Raw genomic sequence first — 23,375 nt, 5'->3', positions numbered from 1 at the left:
ATGAGACAAATCCAAAAAGGACGCTACCACCATGCGGTGATAACGCCCTTTTCTTTTACAATTGAAATCATTCGTAACGGATAAAGCCACCTATACTACATCTTGATTACTGCTATCAAGACCATCGTTCCCGTCCACAACTTACAGAATATCAAGGCGCAAACGCTTCAAGCTCGTATGCTGAATCACCCAACGTCCATCCAATTTCACAAAGGTTTCATGGTAATACCCGTAACCGTGGAACGACTTATTGGGATTGCCCTCAGGGAATGTTACATAATCCTCCATTGGAGACAGCACGTTCGCTTCTGTAGCCGATACCAGCTCAATATCCGCGCCATGCACCTGATGTACGGTAACTGCTGGATCTACCAGCTCTTGAAATACATTTACAATCGTATCGCGTCCTTCCAGCACGGGAATCGGATTTCCTTCTGTACTGAAATCCGCCACCGCATCAGGAGCAAATACGTCCTTGAGTGCTTCCCAATCCTTCGTATCAATAAACCGGCAATATCGCGATTTGGTCATCCGAATATCCTCATACGCCAGTAGCAGCTCGGTGCCTGTCAGAAAGTCACTATTCATCTCATATCCTCCATCATCGCAAATAAGTTGTATTTCTGTGATTCATTATAACATTATGTTGCAGTGATGAGATATGACAAATACTAGAAACGGCATACGTTCTGTTTTAACAACAATGGCAAAGCCGTATCAACAGACGTTAATCCAGCTCCAGCCCTTTCGTTTCCTTGCCGAGGAACAGCACCGCAGCCGCACCGATCAGAATCGCCACGAAGAAAATGATAAAGATCGAGCTAACCGCCACCCCTTTACCTACAAGCATACCGACGAGGAATGGCGCAATCACGCCGCCAATTCGCCCAAAGCCTGCTGCCATGCCGACACCAGTGGAACGCACACGCGTCGGATACAGCTCCGGCGTATACGCATACAGTCCGCCCCATGCACCGAGATTGAAAAATGACAGACAGATGCCCGCCAGAATCAACGAGAGTTCACTAGTGGCAAAGCCGAACCAGATTGCACTAACCGCCGTCAGCACTAGATACAGCACCAGCACGAATTTGCGACCGAATTTCTCAATAAAATACGCAGCTGTAAAGTAACCCGGCAATTGCGCCAGCGTCATGATCAATACGTATTCAAAGCTTTTGATCAACGTAAAGCCTTTCAAGCCCATCACTGATGGCAACCACAAGAACATACCATAATACGAAAAGACAACCGTAAACCAGAGAATCCAAGCCATGAGCGTAGTACGACGATGCTCACTATTCCAGATATTGCGCAGCCCTTCGCCGAAGGAAGCACGTTTCCCCGCACCAGCAGCTGTATAACGTGGCGAATCATCAATAGCGCGGCGCAGATAGAGCGCATACAACGCCGGAATTGCCCCGATAATAAAGCCCCACTGCCAGCCGTATTTGGCGATGACAAAATAGGCAACAACAGCGGAGATGATCCAGCCAAACGCCCAGAAACTTTCGAGCAATACAACCGCACGCCCACGATCCTTGACCGCAACTGATTCCGATACGAGTGTCGAAGCAACTGGCAATTCTCCACCAAGCCCGAAGCCAGCGATAAAGCGCAGCAGCAGCAAGACACCAAATCCGGTTGCCAATGCTGACAATCCACTCGCAATCGAGAAAATAAGCAAAGTCCAGAGCAGAATCGATTTGCGTCCATACCGATCTGCTAGATAACCGGCAGCAATCGCACCAACTGCCATACCGACCGAGTTGATACTCGTCAAATAGCCAATTTGCTGCGGGCTTAATTGCCAGCTTTTCGCTAATGCCGCCGCGATAAAGGAGATCATGCCAACCTCCATCGCATCAAACATCCAGCTGAAACCTGCGCTGAACAGCAGTTTGCGCTGTTTTGGATTGCGCAGCAGTTCCATCTTTTCCATACGTTAACCCCTTCTTCCCGGCTGGCTTGTACTTTTTGTTACATACTTTGGTATAACAACAGGTAACGTTTTCCATTACCATGGTACGACCGCCGCGTTTATGTAGTCACGAATTCTATTATACTCAATCGATGAAAAATTACCTCACATTTATTAGGGAATTATTAAAATTTTTAATATCATTTTTGTGCAGCTAAACAAAAGAAGTCGATAATTAGGTAACAGCATTAACAAATATACTATACATTAATGAAGGATACATCATATATCCAGCCTACATATTAAAGGAGGAATATATAATGAAATGGAAACAAAAGCTGTTAGCGTCTGCACTGACAGCCAGTATGCTTCTGCCAATGCTGCCTTCACAGGCGCATATGGCACCTGCTACGCCAGCGGTCGCAGATGTTCCGGGGGCATGGGCTGCCGGACAATCGCCCGCACAGATCGATCCTAATAAGCCAGTGCTGCTGTTCGTCCACGGTCTGACCAGTCAAGCCAAAGTCTGGTACAACGAAAATGACATGTACGACTATGCGTACAACAACGGATACCAGACTGCCTTTATTAACATGTATGACATTTCCGGTACACCAGAGGACATGTGGAAGGACGGCGAATTGCTGGCGGCGAAGATCAAGGAGATCAGCCAGAAGTACGGCAAAAAGCTCGTCATCATCGCCCATAGCAAAGGCGGCGTTGATACCCAATCCGCCCTCGTTCGCTACAACGCCTATCCGTATGTGAGCCGCGTCATTACTCTCAGTAGCCCGCATCACGGTTCACAGCTTGCCGATCTCGCTTACAGTAGCTGGGCAGGCTGGCTTGCCGATCTGATCGGTTCGCAAAGCCCCGGCACCAGCTCACTGCAAACGTCTTATATGGAATACTTCCGCTCCGAAATGGCAAAAGATGCCGATGTGAACAAGGTTCCTTTTTACACGATGAGCGGTGATCAATGGTCTGGCTCATCCAAAGCATCTTACACATTCGGCGGTGCCTATCTGTCTGTCTTCGGCAGCAATGATGGCGTTGTGACGACAGATAGCGCGGTATTACCGGGAAGCCAATTGATTCAAAAGGGACCGTGGAATCATGCAACCGTGCGTACCGGCTCTTACACCTTCGATCTGTTCAAACCGTATATCGGTACAGTAAGTGGCGCAGTACCTTCTCCTGCTCTTGCCACTTCTTCTGTTACCTCAAGCGTATACGAAGACGTGTACCAGCCGCACGTTTCTACTGACGACAATACCGATAGTTCTTCGGCAAATGGTCATTATTATGTACGCGGTGGTAATTACAATGGCACCACAGCTGAGACATTGACCGTAGAAGATAACGTGCAATCCGTAACACTGGACTGGATCAGTAGCCAGCCAGTTACTTCGCTGGAACTGATCTCACCGACTGGCGATGTGCAGCAGGTACAGGTGAATGCCCAGCCGGATGATGAGATTTTCAAAGACGCGTATCATCAGCTTGCCCAACTGAACACACCTATTGCAGGAGACTGGCAGGTGAAAGCGATCAGTCGCACATCCGGCGCCTACCTGATGACCGCCGTCTTCATAGGCAGCAACAATCAGGCAAGTCTGAACAGCTCACTCTCTGCCAATACATTGAATATGAATGTACAGACAGAAGGGCTGGATCATGAGCAAACTAGCATCTCGTACACCGTTGATTATTATGACGTTCACGGCAAACGCATCGCAGCACCGACCGAGCAGCAGCGTTCGCTCACCTCCGATGCGGTACAGGAACGTATACCAACGCCAACGTCCGGCAAGCCATCCAATTACGTCATCACCAGCGATATTGAAGGCAAAACAGATACTGGCGCACCCTATAAACGGACATTAATCCAATCGGTGTATGTCGATACCAATGGTACTACGTATTCTCATCAGGATTAGCGGTTGCGTTGTGCATGCCTATATAATGCTATATCGGTATAAAACATAGCGTAGCTGTTAATGTTGGCGTTGGCGTTGGCGTTGGCGTTGGCGTTGGCGTTGGCGTTGGCGTTGGCGTTGGCGTTGGCGTTGGCGTTGGCGTTGGCGTTGGCGTTGGCGTTGGCGTTGGCGTTGGCGTTGGCGTTGGCGTTGGCGTTGGCGTTGGCGTTGGCGTTGGCGTTGGCGTTGGCGTTGGCGTTGGCGTTCAAAATGGTACTTTTTCAACCTCATTATGTAAAATAACCCCGGTTGCAGCGAATGTGCATACCGGGGTTGCTTTTATTATGGCGCTCGACATCAGCAACCAAACTGATTGCTCCGTCAAGTCGCCGTCAAATATTCTATTTCAGATCTAATACATCCGCAAATCAGACTCATTCGCAGTGTCTTGAATTACTTTGTGGACTCTTCCGCTTCTACAACAGGGAACCAGCCCGGAATATTGATGACCATGTTCCACAGTGGATCTGGCAGAGTCAGCGCTTGTTGATCGCCTTTGCTGATGGTGTACGCAATCTCTTGCTCACGACCGGATTCTACTTTTTCTACCCATGCCGGTTCAACGATCAGTTGACGACCGATAGCAACGAGTGGTGCGCCTGTTTCCAGTGCAGCAAGAGCATCTTCCGGTGTTTTCACCGAACCTACGCCGATGACTGGTACTTTGTTGCCAACGCGTTCTTGAATAATAGCCAGACGGGAACGAGTATCGTCTACACCACGGCGCGGTACAGAATCGTATTCCATCAGAGACACATGCAGGTAGCTGAGGTTTTTCTCAGCCAATGCGTCGATCAGCACCAGTGTTTCTGCCATTGTGATCCCTGGTGTTTCCGGTTCTTCTGGGGAGAAGCGATAACCAACGATGAAAGGACCTTTGGCTTGTTCTTTCACTACACGCTGTACTTCGTCCACAACAGCTAGTGGGAACGCCAGACGACCATGTACATCACCGCCCCATTTGTCTTCGCGACGGTTGGAGTGCGGGGAGAAGAATTGTTGGATCAGGTAGCCGTTAGCGCCGTGAATTTCTACGCCGTCAAATCCAGCTGCGATTGCATTAGCAGTCGCTTTACCAAAGTCTGCGATAATATCGTCGATCTCTTGAGCAGTCAGTTCACGTGGAGCTGCGCCTTCTTGTCCGTCAAAGCGTGTGCTTGGGACAGAGCTTGGTGCAGTCACATCACCATTTACCAGTTCCGCCGGAGATTGACTACCAGCATGGAAAATTTGCAGTACAGCTTTGGCGCCATTCTTTTTCAGCGTTTCTGCCAAACGAGTCAGACCTGGCAAGAACTCGTCGCCTACAACACGAAATTGATCAGCAAAACCTTTACCACCCGGTGTTACGTGACCGACAGCTGTAATTGCCAGACCAACGCCACCTGTACGGCTAGCGTAGTATTCCAGTTCAGCGTCCGAGATCGTTTCATCTGGATTGGAAGAAGAGTGCGTCATCGGTGCAAGCACAATGCGGTTTTTCAGTTCGATACCGTCATTCAGTGTAAATGGCTCAAATAATGCGTTATATTTCGGATTCAAAGGGATCTCTCCTGTCTCTGTATAGAATAATGGGTACAATCTATCGTGTGGACAGATTGTTATTTAAAGTAACAATATATATTATAGTAAACAATTTAATTTTCCACAAGTATTGATAAAAATAAATAAATGTGCACGCATTATCATGTACACAATATAAAGCAAAACCGGTATCAAGATTGCGATACCGGTTTGGTTTGTTGTTTGGATGTACTGCGTTTATTCTCTTCGGAAGAACTTGACGATTCGCCGGATTCCGGCTTCACCCGCGGCGGTTCTTTGAGGAAAAACATCATGAACAGCGCGATTATAGCCAGTATCGAAGCGACGAGGAACGCCATATTCGTACCGTGAATCATCGCAAGATCAGCGGTTTGCCCAGCAGATGCTGCTGATGTGGAAGCGTTGGTGAAGACGGTAATCAGCACCGCCGTACCAATCGAACCCCCAACCTGGCGCAGCGTATTGTTCATCGCTGTCGCATGAGACAATAGATGCGTCGGGAGCTGATTCAGACCCGCAGTCGTTACTGGCATCATCACCATCGACAATCCAAGCATCCGCATTGCGAACATGACCACGATCAGCCAGACAGGTGTCTGGTCGCCCAGCATCGTGAACGGAATCGTACCGACCGTCAACAGCAACAGCCCGGTAAATCCAAGTTTCTTCGCACCGATTTTATCAAAAATCCGTCCGGTAATCGGCGACATGATGCCCATGAGAATCGCACCCGGCAAGACGATCAGACCGGATTGTACTGCCGACAGATGACGTGCATTCTGGATATACAGCGGCAGCAGTGTAGAAGCACCAATCATCGCTGTAAATACGATTACCGTAATAATCATCGAAATGGTAAACAAACGATCTTTGAATACGCGGAACTCCAACAGTGGCTGTTCCAGCTTGAATTGACGAGTGACGAAAAGCAGCAGACTGACCAGACCGACTACAATCGTAATAATGACAGTTGGATCATCCCAGCCTTTGGATGCGGTACTGAATCCGTACAGCAATCCACCAAAACCGATCGTCGACAAAATGACGGATAAAATATCCAATTTCGGATCGCGCAGCTTGCCCACATTTTTCAAAGCAAAAAAGGCAATGATCAGATCAAGCACAGCAATCGGCAAAATAATGTAGAACAGGTCACGCCATGAGAATGTATCTACGACCCAGCCTGATAATGTCGGTCCAATTGCCGGAGCGAACGAAATGACCAGACCGATCATCCCCATCGCTGCTCCACGGCTTTCTTTTGGGAAAATAACCAAGAACACGGTCTGCATCAGCGGCATAACAATCCCCGCTCCTGCCGCCTGAACGACACGACCGACCAGCAGCCAGCCAAAGCTTGGCGAAATGGCAGCAATCAATGTACCGATGGCAAATAGCCCGATCGATGTCATAAACAGCGCTCTCGTATTGAATTTATCAATCAAATAAGCGGTAATCGGAATCATAATTCCGTTCACCAGCATAAAAATCGTAGTCAACCACTGCGCAGCAGTCGCATCAATATCCAAATCTCTCATAATATGCGGCAGTGCAGTTACCAATAGCGTCTGATTCAAGATCGCTACGAACGCCCCTGCCAGCATGATGCCAACGATCAATCCAATATTTAACTTTGGTCGCGGCTCGGTTACAGCATTATCCATGTTTCTCGTCCTCCCAGTTTGCGGAATATACGTGTTGTAGGTAAGCAACTTCGGTTTGTAATTCGTCCCGTTGCTTCAGATAGGAGATTAAGGCTTCCATCATGAACGCCTGCGGTATCTTTTTTCTACGCTCGGCATCCAGTCGTTCTACCGCCGCGATCAGATCCGCTTTCACATGCTCCGGACTGTTCCGGTGAACCGCCTGTGTTAGCTCACGCATACATTTACGCCATTCACTTTCTCCAAAATAACGACCGTTACTGTCCGGCACGAACAGATTCAGCCGCTCGGCTACCTGCTCATCAATGACCGGCTCCTGCTCCAGCCGTTTCTCAATCATCGCTTCCATTGTATCAACAATTAATTGAGCGACTTTTAGGATGTTATCCGATTCCACCCGGTGCTTACGCTCCAGTCGATTCAGGAAAATCATCTCTCTCGTCATGCCCTGCATACATACAGCCAAATCCCAGACCATATGTTCAATCCGACTGCCAAATGCCTCTAGCAGTGCTTCCTTTTGCCAGTTGAGCATCATACGTTTGAAGTCGAGCATGACTTGCCGAATTTGCGAGCCGAGTTCAATCGGCATATTTTGATTCAGACTGACAAAGAAATCATGCTTCGTAATAAACGATTGCAACTGTACTTCCACCTTGCGCACCAGCTGTTCATGCGGTGGCACATCGTCATCAAAATGCAGCATGCTGGACGAGTCGACAATGTCTTCATGCAATGTGCGGACGATCTGTAGCAGAATGTCCTCCTTGGAGCTGAACATTTTATAAATAGATGCTTTGGACATGTTGCACTGCTCAGCAATGTCCTGCACGGTGGTGGCAAAATAACCTTTCTCTGCGAATAATTGTCCACCTGCTTGTAAAACTAGCTTTTTGCGATCGTCTGCCATGTTACTGCATCTCCTACGTGTGGAATTCGAAAACACTCATTGGAACCTTATAGTACTTCGAGAACTCATTAGTTCTACTTACTATTTTATACCTCGTTATTTCTAAAGTCAAACAGGTCGTATGTAAAATTTATTATATTTTTTTGTTGGGGGTGGTTTTTTGGATGGGATGTGGCGGGGAGTTCATGCGCTACGCAAAGGGATGGGGGAACGGGCTCCGGTGGAGCGGGGGAATCTACGAATAGGGGGGAATGACTGTAAATTCCCCCGCTCCAAAGCAGTAAGGTATTTTGCTGTGCAAAAACCATTTTTCATTGAACCGCGCGTTTGAAGAACTTAAACGCTGTAAGTCACCCTTTTCCCCCATTCCCTTTGCTTCGCTACGTGCTGTCTATAGCATATGGTGTAAAGAGAACCACAAAAAAAGATGGGCTGCCGCCGGGGATGAGTAGATGGGAATATGTAAACCTTTTTTTAGTTTAAGACTTTATTTGTTAGATTCAGGTTAGATATTGGGATTGGTTCATTTTGAATTATGGTTATACTCTTATGCTGAATGATCTGTGTACGGTGTTAGAATGATTAGTTTCTTTTAGGAGTACGTTAATGGATTGGGCTATATGTTTAGAATAAGAACAAGGACTGATCTGCTGGGGTGCAGGTCAGTCCTTGTTTATGATGTGTTGCTTTTATATTTGGTGTGTACTTGATTTTATTCGTTTAGTGCTTTTTCGAGGGCGGCGAGATTTTCTTTCATGACGGTGATGTAGTTTTCGCCGGATTTGATTTGGTCTGCGGTTAGGCCTTCGAGTGGGTTGAGGACGGCGGTTTGGGCGCCGACTTCGTTGGCGATGGTTTCGGCGATTTGTGGGGAAACCAGTGTCTCGAAGAAGATTGTTTTGACGTTATGTTGTTTGGCAAAGTTGACTACGTCCGCCATTTGGGCAGCGGTTGGTTCTTGTTCTGGTGATAAGCCGCTGATTGGCACTTGCGTCAGACCATAGTCACGTGCTAGATAAGCAAAGGCTGCGTGTTGTGTGATAAAGTCTTTGCGTTTCGCGCTAGACAATCCAGCTGAGAAGTCGCTATCTAGCTGGGATAGTTCCTTGATATAGGCATCGGCATTTTGTTTGTACTGGTCGGAATGGGTAGGGTCAAGCTTTGCCAGTGCGGTTTCGATATTTTGCACTTCAGTCTGTGCTTGTTTGGGAGACAGCCAGACGTGTGGATCGAATCCACCATGATCATGACCTTCTTCACTGTGACTAGCTTCTTCGGCGCTATGATCGTCACCCTCATGTTCATGTTCTTCCTCTTCGGTGCCTTCGAGGATTTGCAGACCACTGCTGGCTTCAACGAGTGTTGGGCCATTGCTGCCAAGTGAATCTTTGACCTGATCGATCCATTCTTCCATACCAGCGCCATTGTATACGATCATGTCAGCTTCCGTCATTTTGGCAATATCTTGCGGTGTTGGTTCCCAATCATGTGGCTCGGTTCCAGCTGGAATCAGCGTCTCTACATCAGCCAGATCTCCGGCAACTTTGGAGGTGAATTCTTCCATTGGGTAGAAACTTGTGATGATATGTAGCTTGTTACCGGAACTCCCGTTAGAAGTTGTGCCATTTGTGGATGATGCGCTGTCTCCGCTATTGCCACATCCGGCAAGCAGTACCCCGAGACTAAGTAGAGCTGCGGCAGGTATTGTCATCCGTTTCCGTTTGTTGTTCATGGATTGATGTTCCCCTTTCCCATTCTGATAGAATAATGTGCAGCAGGCTCGCTAAAAGCACTGCTGCATGATGATGGTGAAACGTTTGAATGTTCTGATCGGCTATGTGCCGAATGTCAGGATCAGACGTTTCCGTTTTTGTGAAGCACTTCGGTTTGTACTTTACTCTTTTGCGCACCAGTATTCTGGCGCTGCCAAAAGCGGCGGCTGTCCAGATCTGGTGCATATCCGCTATCATTGCCGCGGCGAACGCGGTTGACGATCCGCTGGATGCCCAGCCCGATCAGCAGGAAGGACAGCAGCAGCAGTGCTACAGTCGCTCCCGGCGGTGTATTTACATAATAGGAAGTGGTCAGACCGCCAAACATACCGATCAGCCCGATTGCCACAGCCATGATAAGCGCAGAAGTAAACCCGCGGGCAAAACGCAGCGACAACGCGGCTGGTAATGCCATCAATGCGGAGACAAGCAATACGCCGACAATCGGCATCGCTGCCGCCACGGTCATACCTGTTAATACAGAGAACGTTTGCGACAACCAGCGTACATGCGTACCGCCAATCTGTGCCGTCTCCTCGTCAAACGTAATATTATATAGCGGTCGTCTCATCAATACCCAGAAAATCAGCACGACGGCAAACACCGCTCCAATAATCCACAGCTGCTCTGTGCTGACAGCTACAATCGAGCCGAACAGATACGAGCTAAAGCTACGGTTTAAGCCAGAATCCATACTCATCAATACGAGCGCCAGCGCCAGACCGCCCGTCATAATAACGGCAATCGATACTTCGCCATACCCGCGGAAATTTTGTCGCAACCGTTCAATCACCAGCGCACCGAAAATAGCGACGATGAATCCGCCAATTGACGGGTTGATTCCGGCAATCGCACCAATTGCGACACCAGCCAGTGAAACGTGTGATAGCGTATCCGCCATCAGCACTTGTCTACGCAGTACCAGATATACACCGAGTAGCGGCGCAATAATGGCAATCATTCCTCCGGCCCAAAACGCACGCTGCATGAACTCGTAGTCAAACATGCCCATCCGCCACCCTCCTCTCGTTGAAGCCGAATCGTACGGTCCAGATATGGTTCCGCTTCTTCCAGCCCATGTGTCACCATGACGACGGTACGACCGTGCTTTTTCACATGATGACTCATCAATTCGTAAAATCCTCTGCGGCTCTCCAGATCCATACCGGTGGTCGGTTCATCCAGAATGAGCACATCCGGCTCCTGAGCAAGTGCGCGAGCGATACAGACGCGCTGCTTCTGTCCGCCAGACAGCTCGCCGATTTTGCGATCCCGCAGCTCCCACATGCCAACAGCTTCCAATGAGCTGCGTACAAGTGCTTCCTGCTTTTGCTTAAAGCCTCGGAATAGACCAAGGCGCATATAACAACCCGAGCGCACCAGTTCAAATACGGTACTTGGGAAGCCACTATTGAAGGAAGCTACCTGCTGCGGCACATAGCCAATCACCGGTTTGCCGCCCTTTTCATTGCGGTTGATCTGTACGCGTCCACTCCACGGCTTCAGAATACCGAGCAGCAGCTTGAGTGACGTTGTCTTAGCAGCACCATTCGGTCCGCTTAACGCCATAAATTCATTGCTGTATATTTCCATCGAAAGCCGGTTCACGACCGGTTCGCGATCATAACCAAACACTACGTCCTGCATTGACGCCAGTAACAAATGAAGCACTTCCTTTCCTATATTGCCATCACTGCAATTCGTGATGATATCTTCTATTGTACATATCGGCAAAAGAGCCGTTATATTCAGGATCATATGAGCAGATTGCAATCCATTTAGAGATAACAAGCAACTTGATTCTAATCAACTGTTGCTGTTTATCGTTGTTTATCATTTTTGATTCATTATCTTCTGTTCGTAAATATTACGAATATCACCTGACCTACTTTACTCCTGCCATGTTAGCATTGTCAAGGGTTTAAACAAAATAATTACGATTTAGCTTTTCATATTCCTTTTCACATTAGTGCAGCCTTATTACTACATTATATTCATATCTAACATTATGTAATTCTATTAGTTGTTATCACGCTGCGCCTTTATTATGAGATCATTAGATTCAAAAGGGATACACAGCTAATATACAGCTATCTTCACTCTATTGTGATCATGCAAAAGCAGGGTTCTGCACATTGGCATACCCTGCTTCACATTTGTTCTATATCCCATCTTCCTGCCAATCGCAATTATCACAAGTCATATATCGCTCATCTTGGCTGGATCGCAAATACTGCTCACCTTACAGCGACTTCACCACATAGAGACGGGATGTTTCTTCCCAGATCTCGCCCTGCTTGAGACTGATAAAGCCCTTCTCTTCGTCTGACACATTCACATTCGGCGCATTGACCAGATTGGTTTGCGGTTCTGGACAGAGGAAGCTGCCGGATGCTTTGCAATTCCAGATCATCCAGTGCTTATAGCCTGTTCCAACATCATAAACGAGCTTCACACCAACACGATGATCAACAATCTCCGCGATATTGCGACCGTTGCGCGGCTCAGCGGTATAATGATTATCCATCTCTTCGCCGTATGGGTTTACACTTTCATCCTTCAACTGCTGCTCCCATGCCGACAATGGCTGGAATTCACCCGTTGGCAGCATACGCTCGCTCATCTGACGACGCTGACCAATCGTTGCATGGAACGTTACATCGTCCGCCGTGCTATCCGGTGCAAATGGAGCATTAAGCGCCGTATGGAATGCCAGCATCATCGGCATCGGATCATTCCCATGATTCTGGATGCTAATTTGCTGCTGCAATCCATTGTCCGATAACGTGTATACCAGCTTCGCCGTAAATGAATGCGGCCAATAGCTGTACACAGGATGCGATTCGTCAATGCTCACACTCAGTCCGACCCGGCTCTCCTGCTCATTCGCTTCATGGAAATCAACATCCCATACAATCGTATGCAAGAAGCCGTGCAGATGATTGTTCGTTTCCGGTTCATTAATTGGAAAATTATACGTACGACCATTCCAAGTAAATGTACCATCTTCGTACCGATTCGGCGGGAACAGCACCGGAATACCGTTCACACCGGGATTCGCGCGGAACGCATCCATCTCCTGCTCCTCCGGCTCACGCAAAAATCGGTAACCGCTACCATGATCACGATACGCAATCAGATTGGCGCCCACACCAGGCAATACAGCAGCTTCCAGATCACCATAGCGCAGCCATACAGCAGGTTCCCCTTGATAAGCTTGTTCAAACGTACTGGAATGATTGGACATGACTATTCCCCTTTTCGTCTCATGTACTTATTACCTTTACAATTACATATGCTAATCAATACAAACATTAATCATACAAAATATATCATAATTCTCGTCTGCAAAACAATGACACTCTATCCATCTATAATCATCTACTCATGGATATTCACGCAGATACTCACGTATTTTTGAAATGCCCACGTATCCAACACCAAACAAGCCCTTTATACAATCCGAATCTTCTCACCCTTGCGTGCCGATTCCAGACAGGCAGCAATCACTCTCGTATTACGGATAGCATCCTCCGGGCTATATGGCAAAGGCATACCATCCAGCACCGCTGCCGCAAATGCATCCACTTGCAGCGTAAAATGATTCGCTACATCGATATGTTCCTCCCGTTTGCCTTCATCGGTATAAATCGTAATCTGCGGCTCATCGCTGTGATCATCACGCCGAAACGCATACGGCAGCTTGATCCGTCCTTTCGTACCGATAATCTCCAGCGCACAACTTGGATATGCCCACATCCCACACTCAAATGTGGCAGAGCGCGCATTGGGAAATTCCAGCAGCCCGGAAGCCATCATATCGACATAATCATGCTTGGCTGAAAATAGCGCATGCACAGTCACAGCAGTTGGTTCTGCTCCAAAATACATGCGCGCCGCCGACACCGGGTACACGCCCAGATCATACAGAGATCCACCGCCCATCTCACGTCGATACCGTACATTTTCCAGATCGTCAGCGTTGTTGGAAGTGAAGCGACCATGTAGGCTACGCACCATGCCGATCTCGCCAGACTGAATGATTTCGCGTACCCGAGCATGCTTAGGATGATACCGATACATAAATCCCTCGGCAAATGTAACCCCCTGCTTACGGCACGCATCGACCATCTCCGCTGCATCTGCTGCTTCGAGTGCCGCTGGCTTCTCGCACAGTACATGCTTGCCCGCTTCTGCCGATTTGATCGTCCATTCTTTGTGCAGATGATTAGGCAGCGGAATATAGACGGCATCGATATCTGGATCGGCGAGCAGCTCTTCATAGCTACCATAGAAGCGCGGGATTCCACAGCGCGCAGCAACTTCAGCGGCATGCTCCACATTTCGACTGGAGATTGCTAACACTTCATTGCGCATGGATTCTTTAATGGAAGGTATGATTGCGCTTACAGCAATCTCCGCAGTGCTAATGATGCCCCACTGCAATTTACGCTCAGTCATGATTGCATTCTTCCCTTCGCTTCAGTTTACATCAATCTGCCTGCGGTTAAGAATGATACAATTGCCTGTCGTCACCTCTATGTTGAACAGTACGCCCGGATTTCCGAGCGTAGAATTAGCTGTAATTGTCTGCTTCAGCACGGTTCAACATCCCGATACAACGATCCAGATCGGTTTTGACCTGCTTTTTATACAGCTTCGCCTTTTCCGGTCCATCATCTGTAAAATGATATATAACAATCTCCTGAAAATCAACCTTCGGATCGTTACCTTTTAACTGTTTGGTGCGGTAAAAAATACCCTCATGCACCAATTCATGCAATGCACGGTAAATCTCGCTTTGCGGAGGCGAATACCCGAAATCTTTGAAGCGTTCTTTCATGCTTTCCAGCATTTCGTAGCCATAGCCGCGATGCTCTTCTACCATAGTAATCAGATACAGCTTGATAAACGCTCGCTGTGCAATCATAAATGCCATTTCGTTTCCTCCCTTCGCTTTCCATTGCTTATTCTATTATATGAAATTTTCACCGTTTTGAACAACAAAAAAAGCCCTAGCGGGCTTTTCGATAAGGAATGCCAGTTAGCCATGTACCGAAGCGAAGTCGGGACAGCGCATAGGTTAAAGCCACTGACAACATGAGCGCGAGCAACCATACGATTGCGGTGCGCAGCGTTACATCCCAGCCGCTGAACAACCAGTCGTCAATCGCATAGGCATAGCGCAGCATCAGTGCGTGCGCCAAATATCCGCCATAGGAATATCGACTGAGCGTGATCCACATTTGCTTTTGACGTATCCCAGCAGTGTTATGAATATGCAGGGCCAGCATGTACACCCCTAACACTAGCGACACCAGAAATAGCGCCATCCACGGCTGCAACAGAATGAGTGCCATGAATCGCGGACCAAAGCCCGGTCCCGGTGGAAAATGACCACCTAGCACAAGTCCTGCATAATACAGTGTGAAAATGACACATGAGATCACAATCGGCCATTTGAGCCGTTGCAATAGCTTCAGAAAAGCAGTGATATGTAACCCGGCGAGTGCTCCGAGAACAAAGTAGTACAAATAATATACGATGTTGCGATCGGCATAAATCGTAAAGTATGCCGACAATCCCGGAACCTGCCAGGCATGGAACATATCCGTCAGCCATGGACGCAGCAACAACAATCCTTCATATCCTACTGTTAATCCAACTACTGCTAACAACGCCCTGCGCCCGTTATCACGAATCACAAGATCCAGACGCCGTACAACACTTCGCAGCAACGGAAATAGCAAATACATCGGAATAATCATAACGATATACCATAGATGATAACTGGACTTACCTGTGATCCAGAATCCCAGCATATCCGGTAACCATGCGAACGGTGGCTGATGTAGCAATATACCGTTCAGCACCATATATAACAATGACCAGAGCAAATAAGGAACTACGATATCCTTGAAACGCTTGCGGATAAACGAACCATACGCCAGTTCACCGTCATAGTTATAAAAAAGTACCAACCCTGTAATGAAAATAAAGGCCGGTACCGCAAATTTGGCCGCTATTAAAAGTAATGTGAGTCTTGTACCATCCGCCATCGCCAATTCGGGAACAACGGAATAGTGAGCAATCGAATGCTGTAGCACAACGGCGGCAAAAGCCATGCCACGCAAAATTTCGATTTCGCCAAGTCTTTGTTTGGAAGCCATTCTGCTTGATCGTCATCCTTCCGATTCCATTCATGCTGTGATCCTGCATTATTTACAAATTAGTGCGCGATCCATACTCCAATCCAATCGTTCCGATGCTGAGATCATCTGCGGAACTGGGATTTGTGGACTCTGAGCCGGTTCTTGTGGTGGAGCACCCGGCATGCGCAATTCATTGCGAAGCTTGTTCATCCATTTACGGCGCGATTTCTTTTTCTCTTTGCCCGAGCCGGAGCCTGACGTCTGGTGATCCACCAATTTGTCTGCTGGCATTGGCATTACAGCTTGCATCCGTATTACCTCCCCATTCATAGTTTGGAAGACATTGCGCCTTCCACTGTCAGTATACCGTCAATCCACCAAAACGGATAGGGCATTTATGACCTAATCCTTGCTTACCAGGTAGAGATTATGACGGTTATTGACGAAAAATGACGAAAGACCCGCCTCCGGTAATCATGTACCGAAGACAGGTCTTTGTGTAGACATCGAATTGGAAATGTATATATTCCATTCCATGCCCGAACTGAAATTTCTAGTTGAATTGCCGCAATGTTCAGCCTATTCAGGCTACCAGCGTCACTTCATATCGGCAGTGTATTTACACACCATAACCGCCGTTGGAGTAGGACGTAATCTTGTTGTCCGAACCCTGGCTATCCTCGTTCGTATCTTTAGGCTTTACTTTGCTGCTTGTTTCCGAATGCTTCGGATGGTCTTCGGTACGATGATTCTCCGGCGTAATTTCTTTGTTTTCCACTTCTTTATTTTCATCATGCTCTTTGTTTGTCATATTAATTGCCTCCTGTTGTTGAATTGCCTGTTGGTATATTCGTTTGATTCCGGTACGTTTGTTGATTCAGTGAACGATTGTTACGGAAAACGCCATAAGCGTGATCGTATCGTTCATCCTCATCGACTAGTACCAGAATTCTACCTTCTTCTACATAACCTTCATATTGCTGAGCTTCCTCTTCTGGAATGCCCAGTCCAATCAAGCCACCAACAAGACCACCTGCACCTGCCCCAACTGCTGCACCTGCAATAGTCGCTGCAATTGGACCTGCTGCTAGAATAGGACCAATACCTGGTATTGCCAGTGCTCCCAGACCTGCCAGCAGCCCTGCCGTACCGCCGAGTATACCACCTGTTGTTGCACCAGCAGCTACACCTTCTGGCGCTTTAGTATCGGTCTCGTCGGTAATTTGACGAAGCTCTTCGCGGTCTTTGGTAATAACGGAAATCTCATCTGAGTTAAATCCATGATGTTTGAGATCATTGATGGCACTTGATGCTTCGCGGTTCGTTTCGAATACGCCCACAATTTTCCTGTTCATTCCATTTACCTCCCTGGCAGAACCTGTTGAAGTATTTGTGTACAAAATGGAGCCTGCAATCCTGTGCATAATCGTTGCACTCATACAGGCGTTACTATTCAATGTGCAAGGCTCTGTTGTTGTCATTCAGCCTTTATTTGAGATGAAGTAGGATATCATTTCTATCCTTACATTCGGTGAGAAGGCTGTTCTTGTATTTACCCGATATACTTCGTTGTTAAACGATTACATTGCCATATTCCTATCTTCGTTCCAGGTTTATTGTACATTTATTAGTTACGTGGTTTCACTCGATTGGTCGGCTGGGCGGCAAAGGGATCATCCGGCCAATGATGCTTCGGATAGCGCCCTTTCAGATCTTTTTTAATATCAAAATAAGCATGTTGCCAAAAGCTCTCCAGATCGCTAGTCACCTGTACTGGACGACTTGCGGGAGACAGCAACTGAATCGTAACAGGAATACGATTGCCAAGCAGCGGCGTACTTGTACAGCCAAACATCTCCTGTAACCGCACCGCGATAAAGGGATGCTCGGGATCACTATAATCGATTGGAATACGCGATCCACTTGGCACCTGAATATGAGTAGGCGCCAATATATCCATATCCTGACGCTGTTGCCAACTTAATCGATTCAGCAGCAGTTCGCCTGCCTGTAAACGCCGCAGATCAGACAACTTGCGAACCGTATCCATATATGGCAATAGCCATTCGTCCGCTTCCGCTAGTAAAGATTCATCGTCCATCGCGGGATACTGATCAGGCTGAACCACATGCATCAATGCTAAGCGCTGACGCAATTGAATCGCTGAATGCGTCCATTGCAGCAGATTCAGTCCCCGTCCATGCGTACGCAGCGCTTTCAGAAGTGCCTGCTGGACAGCTTCTACCGATGGATGAGGGTCATTCATTTCACGCAGTACAATCGCACCTAGCCGCGTAATGCGCTGCGCGCGGATACTTTCACGTTCAGCATCATAATGAACTTGCGAGACCTCTTCCATATGATGTTCATGCAGACGACGCAATTGATCTTCTCCTACGACAGCCGCCAGCAAAATGCGACTATCACTGCCATGATCGTCCAGCTCGGCAGCTACAATATACGCTGCTGTCTGCAAATAACTGGCTACTTGCGAACGATTACCGATCTGCGCCCCACGACCGATACGCAGTCGAAAACGCCCATCCCCCCGATTTTGCCCGATCCGGTCAGGGTACGCGAGAGATAATAATGCACCAACCCACAGTTCGTTCTGCTGATGATCCGTCTGTTTATCGTCAGGTTGATTGTTATGACTTGCAGTATTGGGGTGAAATGCCCTGTTTACATGTTGATGCTTGCTAATAGGTTCATTTGCTAGAGATGTATGCGATGTATTTGCACGAGATGCATGAGATGTGTTTGCTAGAGTCGTATTTGATGTGCCTTGCTTGTACTCTACTGCTAGTTGTCGATATTGTCGCAGGAAACGTGTGCTCCATTCTTCGATTCGCTCCAACACATACTGATCTACCGTATGATTGCCTGCTCCGCGCAAAGCTCTAACGCGATCAACCAGATCAATGCCCGCAGATGGTGGCAAAATATCACGTTCCTGCAATAAAGCAGCCATCTGACACGCTAGCTCTACATAAGTCGGTTCTACCTCTCCTGTCCGCAGTATCATATGCGTTAGTCGCGGATGGCTCCCAAGTGTAATCATTCGTCGTCCATGCTCCGTAATACGTAGCTGTTCATCCAGCGCTTCCAGCTGTTGCAGCAGGTGTTGCCCTTGCTGATACAGATGAGCAGGTGGCGGAGTTAACCATGCCATCTCCTCCACATGTGTACCCCATGCCGATACTTCCAATGCCAGCGGTGTCAGATCACTTTGTAGCATTTCTGGGACCCGTTCAGCTGGCAGTATACGATGTTCTTCTGCACTCCATAAGCGGTAACATACTCCAGCTGCCTGTCTGCCAGCACGTCCGCGGCGCTGATCTGCGGCATCGACAGATACACGACGTGTTTCCATTTTCTCCATGCCGGTAGCAGGAGACAGCACACGGGTACGCATCAATCCGCTGTCTATTACGATACGTACTCCATCCACCGTTACGCTTGATTCTGCTAGCGACGTGGACAGAATCACTTTACGGCGTCCAGCCTGTCGTTGGCGTACCGCCTGATCTTGCTGCTCCGCCTTCAACCCTCCATGCAACATAACAATATCCGTTTGTGCTAACTGTTCATGCCCTAAACGAAGTAGCTCCTGCTGCGTACGCCGTATTTCACGTACACCCGGCAAAAAGACAAGCATATCTCCATCATGCTGCGATAACGCTTTTCCGATGACTGCCGCAACCATCTGTTCCATATATGCACCAGGACGATTGTACAGGTTAAACGCCGACTCGCCTGATTCATATATCGTATCCACAGGAAAACTACGTCCAGTACTGATTAATACAGGCGCATCGTCCAGCAGCCGCGCCACAGGTTCTGGATTCATCGTCGCCGACATAATCAGTACACGCAGATCATCACGCAAAAGAGACCTGCTCTCCATCGTGAGGGCAAGTCCCAGATCCGCATGTAGATTGCGCTCATGAAATTCATCAAAAATAATAATGCCTGCCTGTTCCAGCGAAGGATCTTGCTGCACCATACGAGTCAGTACACCTTCAGTCACAACTTCGATACGTGTCCGCTCGCTCACACGCGTATCCAGTGCCACCCGGTATCCAACCATCTGTCCAACCGATTCACCAAGTGCTGATGCCATATAACGTGCCGCCGAGATCGCCGCCAATCTACGCGGTTCGAGCATAATGATGCGCCGTCCATCCAACCACGGCTCATGCAGCAGTGCCAGTGGAATACGCGTCGTCTTCCCTGCTCCCGGTTCAGCAATGAGCACCGCTGTACCAGATGTATTTAAATGATGCACCAGTTCTGGAATCAGCGCATCGATCGGTAAAGAATGAATGTCTGCCAATGCAATAGTTCCTTTCCCGCTCCGTAAATTTTGGGATTTCCAATGTATATCACAATATCATCTATACCATTGTATTTTTATAGCCTTATAGCTCTATAGCTCTACATTCTACATTCTACATTCTACATTCTACATTCTACATTCTACAGCCCATGATTAACCGTTTATCCACTATTGTATAGTGAAAATAGCCAAAAATATTTACAAACGAATCAAAACCTACAAAAACCAACTTAATGCGTTCGCAAGTTTGCTCGTCCTCATAAACCCGTCAACTTACGGCGAATGTTGCTCTCGTATCTGCCGTAGGATGGATTGCTATTCCAATCCTGCTGAGCTGCCAGCATATTCAGTCGTAATGTCTTCTCATCCAACCGTTTACGTAATTCACGACGTTCGCCATCATGCTGACAAGCTACAATCAGATCGGTCAGCGTCAACATCTCCTGTCGTAAACTTAATTCTTCTGGAATCAAATTCGCATGTTTCATTACTTTATAAGCGGAGCGCAATTCCGCCGGTACATGTGACAAATCTTCCAGCTCTAGCGGCTTGCCTTTGCCGGGTAAATCGTCAAACTCGCCTTTTCTCATTGCCTCTTCAATCTTCTGATCCGCCAGCCATGACAGCATAAGCGTCACCTTCCTTTGCGTTCTAGCAATGTAATGTACTGTTTACTATATCATACTGATTCATTCCAATAATCAACAGAATGAAAAAGCCGAACGATTCTCCTGCCAATAACAGGTAGAACGTTCGACTTATAGTTAGTTATGTGATGAAACAATTGTGTAAAGGATTCTGCGCTTCACAACGGATTATGTTTATGCCAGTCAGACGATGTCCATTTCAATCATTATGATATACATATATTAGCAACACACAGTAACAAATCAATCAATTAACAAAGCAGTGATTCTGCGCCATCGATGACAATCTGTGCTCCTGTAATATGAGAAGCTTCGGATGAAGACAGGAACGTAACCAGATCCACTACATTGTCGACCGAACCGGATTGCCCTGCTAACGGCTGACGTCCATTCGGGAATTCGATCGGAATGGCAATCTTCTCCACCAGTTCATTGCGTTCGGTACTTTGATCGATATTGGTAGAGATCGCACCTGGACAGATCACATTGACTCGAATACGGAATTGCGCCAGTTCCAGCGCTGCCATTTTGGCAAAAGCGACCTGCGCTGCTTTGGACGAACTATACGCTGACATCCCGAAGCTAGCAAATGTCGTGTTACCATTGATGGAGCTAGTAATTACGATGCTACCGCCCTGTTCTTTCATATAGGGAAGCGCATATTTGACAGTCAGAAAGGTACCGCCCAGATTCGTATTAATAGTACGCTGCCAGTCTTCGTAACCAATCTTGTCAATCGGTGCTACTGTTCCATTGATACCCGCATTGGCAAATACGATATCCAAACTGCCAAAATGTTCCGCTCCTTGCTGTACCGCTGCCTTAACCTGTTCTTCATCAGCAATATCAGCAACAAAAGCTTTGGCAGAGTCAGGATACACATGATTGATCTCATCCTCTGTCTCACGAATGCGCTCTTCGGATACATCGCAAATAATTACTTTTGCACCATGAGCGGCAAATCGGAGTGCGCTTGCGCGGCCGATTCCTGAGCCTGCACCGCTGATAAAGGCAACCTGTCCTGCAAAACGCTGCGGATTGATGGTTTGTTCCATATTTATTTCACTCCTTCGGATGAGTTAATGGCAAATGCTAATTATCTCGCTCCAACAATTACCCCAAACCGTTACCATTATAATCACAATCCTACATAATTGAACGGTATTTAATCGAAAATGATCAATGATTCACAGCAAAAAGCCGGATCGGTTAGTAAAATTCCCAATCCGGCTTTTCAGCTTTTCAATATGCTATACCTTATCTGTTGGTTGACTGCTCCATCCAATCTAGCAAAATCGTATGAAAATGTTCGCGATCCAATGGTACCGCGATCACCCAATCACTTTCCTGACGATTCAGCTGCCTTACAATCCAATTGGTATTGTCATCTGCTAATAGTACTGCGTGCTGTCTTGACCAGCCTTCTTCCGTCCAGCAGGCAAATTGCAATTCTGCATAGAGACGATTATCGGCAATCACACCTGCAAATAGCCCTGCTCCTTCTTCATCGCCAGTCATGGCAAATAGTTCTGTAGTCATCTCCGGCAAATATAACAAGTCTCGCAGATGGACATGCTCATCAAACCATTGTCTCGAAAAGGATAATGCTGGCATCTCCGCAGCTGGATAACAATTTAATTGCAATGGCTGCAATACCAGTTCATCCGCTTGCTCCAATGCGCCGGCGCGTTCCATTTCGTACTGCCCACTCATACCTGCGGCAGGCTTAATCTCAAAAATTCCATCTTTATTTAAATAGTAATGTGTTTGTATCACCGGTTCTTGTTCATTGGCTGGAAAACTGCACCGCAAGCAACAACCGCATGTATACGCAGTAGCAAAAACAGACTCTGAATCGTTAGATGGTGATGAGGCAAGCAGCTTCTCCAGTTCGTTTCCACTGATATAGCCTTTTTGTAACAGGGATACACCCACCTGTTTCAGCCCATTCATCCATTCTTCTCCCTGATCTGGTACAGATGACGGATGCAAACCCGATAAACGGCTGAATCCCATCGTACCCGCCAGAAAAGAAAGTTCCTTCTCCGTCAGCATCAGCTTTTTGCCATTTAAAACGTCCAAGGCAAACATATGGCGGATGTTCTCCCTCCAATAATGACATGTAAGCTTTTATATCTATATAAAAGGGCATTCACGTTCATCAAAAATAGTTTCATGGTTCTTATTTCCCATTTAAATGTAGCACTATAGACTTATTTTTGTCAATTATTTTCAAATATTTCTCTATTGTTATGTAGTGTTCGCATATATTTCTGTATTTCAAATGAAAGTTGACGTTATTAATCATGCCATGTTTATGAGCATTTGATGTCTTCTTGATCAAAAAAGAACAATGTTTTAGGTGAATATCAGGTTCTTTTAAGTTTTCTTTAAGGAAAGGTGATTACAATAAACTCAAGTTAGCGGATAGGTAGTACCCCCAACC

At 47.3% G+C, this 23,375-nt stretch carries 21 protein-coding genes; 1 reads left to right on the top strand and 20 read right to left on the bottom strand.

Features of this window, described 5'->3' with window-relative positions; genetic code table 11:
* Positions 1–141: 141 nt before the first annotated feature.
* Both ACDE64_RS09960 and ACDE64_RS09955 read right to left on the bottom strand, forming a co-directional pair.
* Entirely contained in the window at positions 142–588 is a 447-nt protein-coding gene (locus ACDE64_RS09960) for a nuclear transport factor 2 family protein (RefSeq protein ID WP_411349874.1), read from the bottom strand.
* 139 nt (positions 589–727) lie between these two features.
* Positions 728–1,942, bottom strand: a complete 1,215-nt coding sequence (locus tag ACDE64_RS09955) for an MFS transporter (protein ID WP_411349873.1) — start codon at positions 1,940–1,942, stop codon at positions 728–730.
* Between the two features lie 299 nt (positions 1,943–2,241).
* Here ACDE64_RS09955 and ACDE64_RS09950 point away from each other — a divergent pair, with 299 nt between their 5' ends.
* A complete protein-coding gene (locus tag ACDE64_RS09950; RefSeq protein WP_411349872.1) occupies positions 2,242–3,861 on the top strand; it encodes an esterase/lipase family protein in 1,620 nt (539 codons plus the stop codon).
* Here ACDE64_RS09950 and ACDE64_RS09945 read toward each other — a convergent pair.
* The 18 genes from ACDE64_RS09945 to ACDE64_RS09860 all read right to left on the bottom strand — a co-directional run bounded on the left by ACDE64_RS09945 (position 3,858) and on the right by ACDE64_RS09860 (position 23,020).
* A complete protein-coding gene (locus ACDE64_RS09945; protein ID WP_411349871.1) occupies positions 3,858–4,109 on the bottom strand; it encodes a hypothetical protein in 252 nt (83 codons plus the stop codon). The two genes, ACDE64_RS09950 and ACDE64_RS09945, sit on opposite strands and share 4 nt — an antisense overlap.
* Positions 4,110–4,293: 184 nt before the next feature.
* The gene (locus ACDE64_RS09940; protein ID WP_411349870.1) at positions 4,294–5,442 is read right to left on the bottom strand and encodes an NADH-dependent flavin oxidoreductase; all 1,149 of its coding nucleotides are present in this window, start codon (positions 5,440–5,442) and stop codon (positions 4,294–4,296) included.
* A gap of 173 nt (positions 5,443–5,615) precedes the next feature.
* Entirely contained in the window at positions 5,616–7,109 is a 1,494-nt protein-coding gene (locus tag ACDE64_RS09935; protein ID WP_411349869.1) for an MDR family MFS transporter, read from the bottom strand.
* Positions 7,102–8,019, bottom strand: coding sequence for a TetR/AcrR family transcriptional regulator (locus ACDE64_RS09930; protein ID WP_411349868.1), 918 nt, complete (start codon positions 8,017–8,019; stop codon positions 7,102–7,104). The genes ACDE64_RS09935 and ACDE64_RS09930 overlap by 8 nt, the downstream gene beginning before the upstream one ends.
* 712 nt (positions 8,020–8,731) lie before the next feature.
* Positions 8,732–9,751, bottom strand: a complete 1,020-nt coding sequence (locus tag ACDE64_RS09925; RefSeq protein ID WP_411349867.1) for a metal ABC transporter substrate-binding protein — start codon at positions 9,749–9,751, stop codon at positions 8,732–8,734.
* A gap of 122 nt (positions 9,752–9,873) precedes the next feature.
* Positions 9,874–10,803 carry a metal ABC transporter permease gene (locus ACDE64_RS09920; RefSeq protein ID WP_411349866.1) on the bottom strand — a complete coding sequence of 310 codons (930 nt, stop codon included), beginning with the start codon at positions 10,801–10,803 and terminating at the stop codon, positions 9,874–9,876.
* Entirely contained in the window at positions 10,749–11,453 is a 705-nt protein-coding gene (locus ACDE64_RS09915) for a metal ABC transporter ATP-binding protein (RefSeq protein ID WP_411346304.1), read from the bottom strand. The genes ACDE64_RS09920 and ACDE64_RS09915 overlap by 55 nt, the downstream gene beginning before the upstream one ends.
* 580 nt (positions 11,454–12,033) lie before the next feature.
* On the bottom strand, positions 12,034–13,038 hold the full coding sequence (locus ACDE64_RS09910) for an aldose 1-epimerase (RefSeq protein WP_411349865.1): 1,005 nt from the start codon (positions 13,036–13,038) through the stop codon (positions 12,034–12,036).
* A gap of 206 nt (positions 13,039–13,244) precedes the next feature.
* Entirely contained in the window at positions 13,245–14,252 is a 1,008-nt protein-coding gene (locus ACDE64_RS09905) for a Gfo/Idh/MocA family protein (protein WP_411346302.1), read from the bottom strand.
* A 115-nt stretch (positions 14,253–14,367) separates the two neighbouring features.
* Positions 14,368–14,730, bottom strand: a complete 363-nt coding sequence (locus tag ACDE64_RS09900) for a helix-turn-helix transcriptional regulator (RefSeq protein WP_411349864.1) — start codon at positions 14,728–14,730, stop codon at positions 14,368–14,370.
* A 76-nt stretch (positions 14,731–14,806) separates the two neighbouring features.
* A complete protein-coding gene (locus ACDE64_RS09895; RefSeq protein ID WP_411349863.1) occupies positions 14,807–15,961 on the bottom strand; it encodes an acyltransferase in 1,155 nt (384 codons plus the stop codon).
* 48 nt (positions 15,962–16,009) lie between these two features.
* The gene (locus tag ACDE64_RS09890) at positions 16,010–16,252 is read right to left on the bottom strand and encodes a hypothetical protein (RefSeq protein WP_411349862.1); all 243 of its coding nucleotides are present in this window, start codon (positions 16,250–16,252) and stop codon (positions 16,010–16,012) included.
* A gap of 310 nt (positions 16,253–16,562) precedes the next feature.
* A complete protein-coding gene (locus ACDE64_RS09885; protein WP_411346298.1) occupies positions 16,563–16,754 on the bottom strand; it encodes a hypothetical protein in 192 nt (63 codons plus the stop codon).
* Position 16,755: 1 nt separating this feature from the next.
* Positions 16,756–17,298 carry a general stress protein gene (locus ACDE64_RS09880; protein ID WP_411346297.1) on the bottom strand — a complete coding sequence of 181 codons (543 nt, stop codon included), beginning with the start codon at positions 17,296–17,298 and terminating at the stop codon, positions 16,756–16,758.
* Between the two features lie 272 nt (positions 17,299–17,570).
* Entirely contained in the window at positions 17,571–20,279 is a 2,709-nt protein-coding gene (hrpB, locus tag ACDE64_RS09875; protein WP_411349861.1) for an ATP-dependent helicase HrpB, read from the bottom strand.
* A gap of 260 nt (positions 20,280–20,539) precedes the next feature.
* On the bottom strand, positions 20,540–20,911 hold the full coding sequence (locus ACDE64_RS09870; protein WP_411349860.1) for a DnaJ family domain-containing protein: 372 nt from the start codon (positions 20,909–20,911) through the stop codon (positions 20,540–20,542).
* A gap of 269 nt (positions 20,912–21,180) precedes the next feature.
* On the bottom strand, positions 21,181–21,984 hold the full coding sequence (locus ACDE64_RS09865) for an SDR family oxidoreductase (RefSeq protein WP_411346294.1): 804 nt from the start codon (positions 21,982–21,984) through the stop codon (positions 21,181–21,183).
* A gap of 202 nt (positions 21,985–22,186) precedes the next feature.
* The gene (locus ACDE64_RS09860) at positions 22,187–23,020 is read right to left on the bottom strand and encodes a hypothetical protein (RefSeq protein WP_411349859.1); all 834 of its coding nucleotides are present in this window, start codon (positions 23,018–23,020) and stop codon (positions 22,187–22,189) included.
* Positions 23,021–23,375: the final 355 nt, after the last annotated feature.

This window comes from Paenibacillus sp. WLX2291, from assembly GCF_046603665.1.
In the GTDB taxonomy this organism is placed as follows: domain Bacteria; phylum Bacillota; class Bacilli; order Paenibacillales; family Paenibacillaceae; genus Saccharibacillus.
Note: the sequence above shows the minus strand (reverse complement) of the source record. Positions and strands in the feature narration are given on the sequence as shown.

Bases quoted from the DNA above. Each gene is read 5' to 3' on its own strand.
- ACDE64_RS09860 (WP_411349859.1), bottom strand. From the start codon at position 23,020: ATGTTTGCCTTGGACGTTTTAAATGGCAAAAAGCTGATGCTGACGGAG.
- ACDE64_RS09865 (WP_411346294.1), bottom strand. From the start codon at position 21,984: ATGGAACAAACCATCAATCCGCAGCGTTTTGCAGGACAGGTTGCCTTT.
- ACDE64_RS09900 (WP_411349864.1), bottom strand. From the start codon at position 14,730: ATGGCATTTATGATTGCACAGCGAGCGTTTATCAAGCTGTATCTGATT.
- ACDE64_RS09905 (WP_411346302.1), bottom strand. From the start codon at position 14,252: ATGACTGAGCGTAAATTGCAGTGGGGCATCATTAGCACTGCGGAGATT.
- ACDE64_RS09890 (WP_411349862.1), bottom strand. From the start codon at position 16,252: ATGCAAGCTGTAATGCCAATGCCAGCAGACAAATTGGTGGATCACCAG.
- ACDE64_RS09925 (WP_411349867.1), bottom strand. From the start codon at position 9,751: ATGAACAACAAACGGAAACGGATGACAATACCTGCCGCAGCTCTACTT.
- ACDE64_RS09930 (WP_411349868.1), bottom strand. From the start codon at position 8,019: ATGGCAGACGATCGCAAAAAGCTAGTTTTACAAGCAGGTGGACAATTA.
- ACDE64_RS09910 (WP_411349865.1), bottom strand. From the start codon at position 13,038: ATGTCCAATCATTCCAGTACGTTTGAACAAGCTTATCAAGGGGAACCT.
- ACDE64_RS09950 (WP_411349872.1), top strand. From the start codon at position 2,242: ATGAAATGGAAACAAAAGCTGTTAGCGTCTGCACTGACAGCCAGTATG.
- ACDE64_RS09960 (WP_411349874.1), bottom strand. From the start codon at position 588: ATGAATAGTGACTTTCTGACAGGCACCGAGCTGCTACTGGCGTATGAG.
- ACDE64_RS09920 (WP_411349866.1), bottom strand. From the start codon at position 10,803: ATGGGCATGTTTGACTACGAGTTCATGCAGCGTGCGTTTTGGGCCGGA.
- ACDE64_RS09880 (WP_411346297.1), bottom strand. From the start codon at position 17,298: ATGAACAGGAAAATTGTGGGCGTATTCGAAACGAACCGCGAAGCATCA.
- ACDE64_RS09870 (WP_411349860.1), bottom strand. From the start codon at position 20,911: ATGCTGTCATGGCTGGCGGATCAGAAGATTGAAGAGGCAATGAGAAAA.
- ACDE64_RS09955 (WP_411349873.1), bottom strand. From the start codon at position 1,942: ATGGAAAAGATGGAACTGCTGCGCAATCCAAAACAGCGCAAACTGCTG.
- ACDE64_RS09935 (WP_411349869.1), bottom strand. From the start codon at position 7,109: ATGGATAATGCTGTAACCGAGCCGCGACCAAAGTTAAATATTGGATTG.
- ACDE64_RS09885 (WP_411346298.1), bottom strand. From the start codon at position 16,754: ATGACAAACAAAGAGCATGATGAAAATAAAGAAGTGGAAAACAAAGAA.
- ACDE64_RS09895 (WP_411349863.1), bottom strand. From the start codon at position 15,961: ATGGCTTCCAAACAAAGACTTGGCGAAATCGAAATTTTGCGTGGCATG.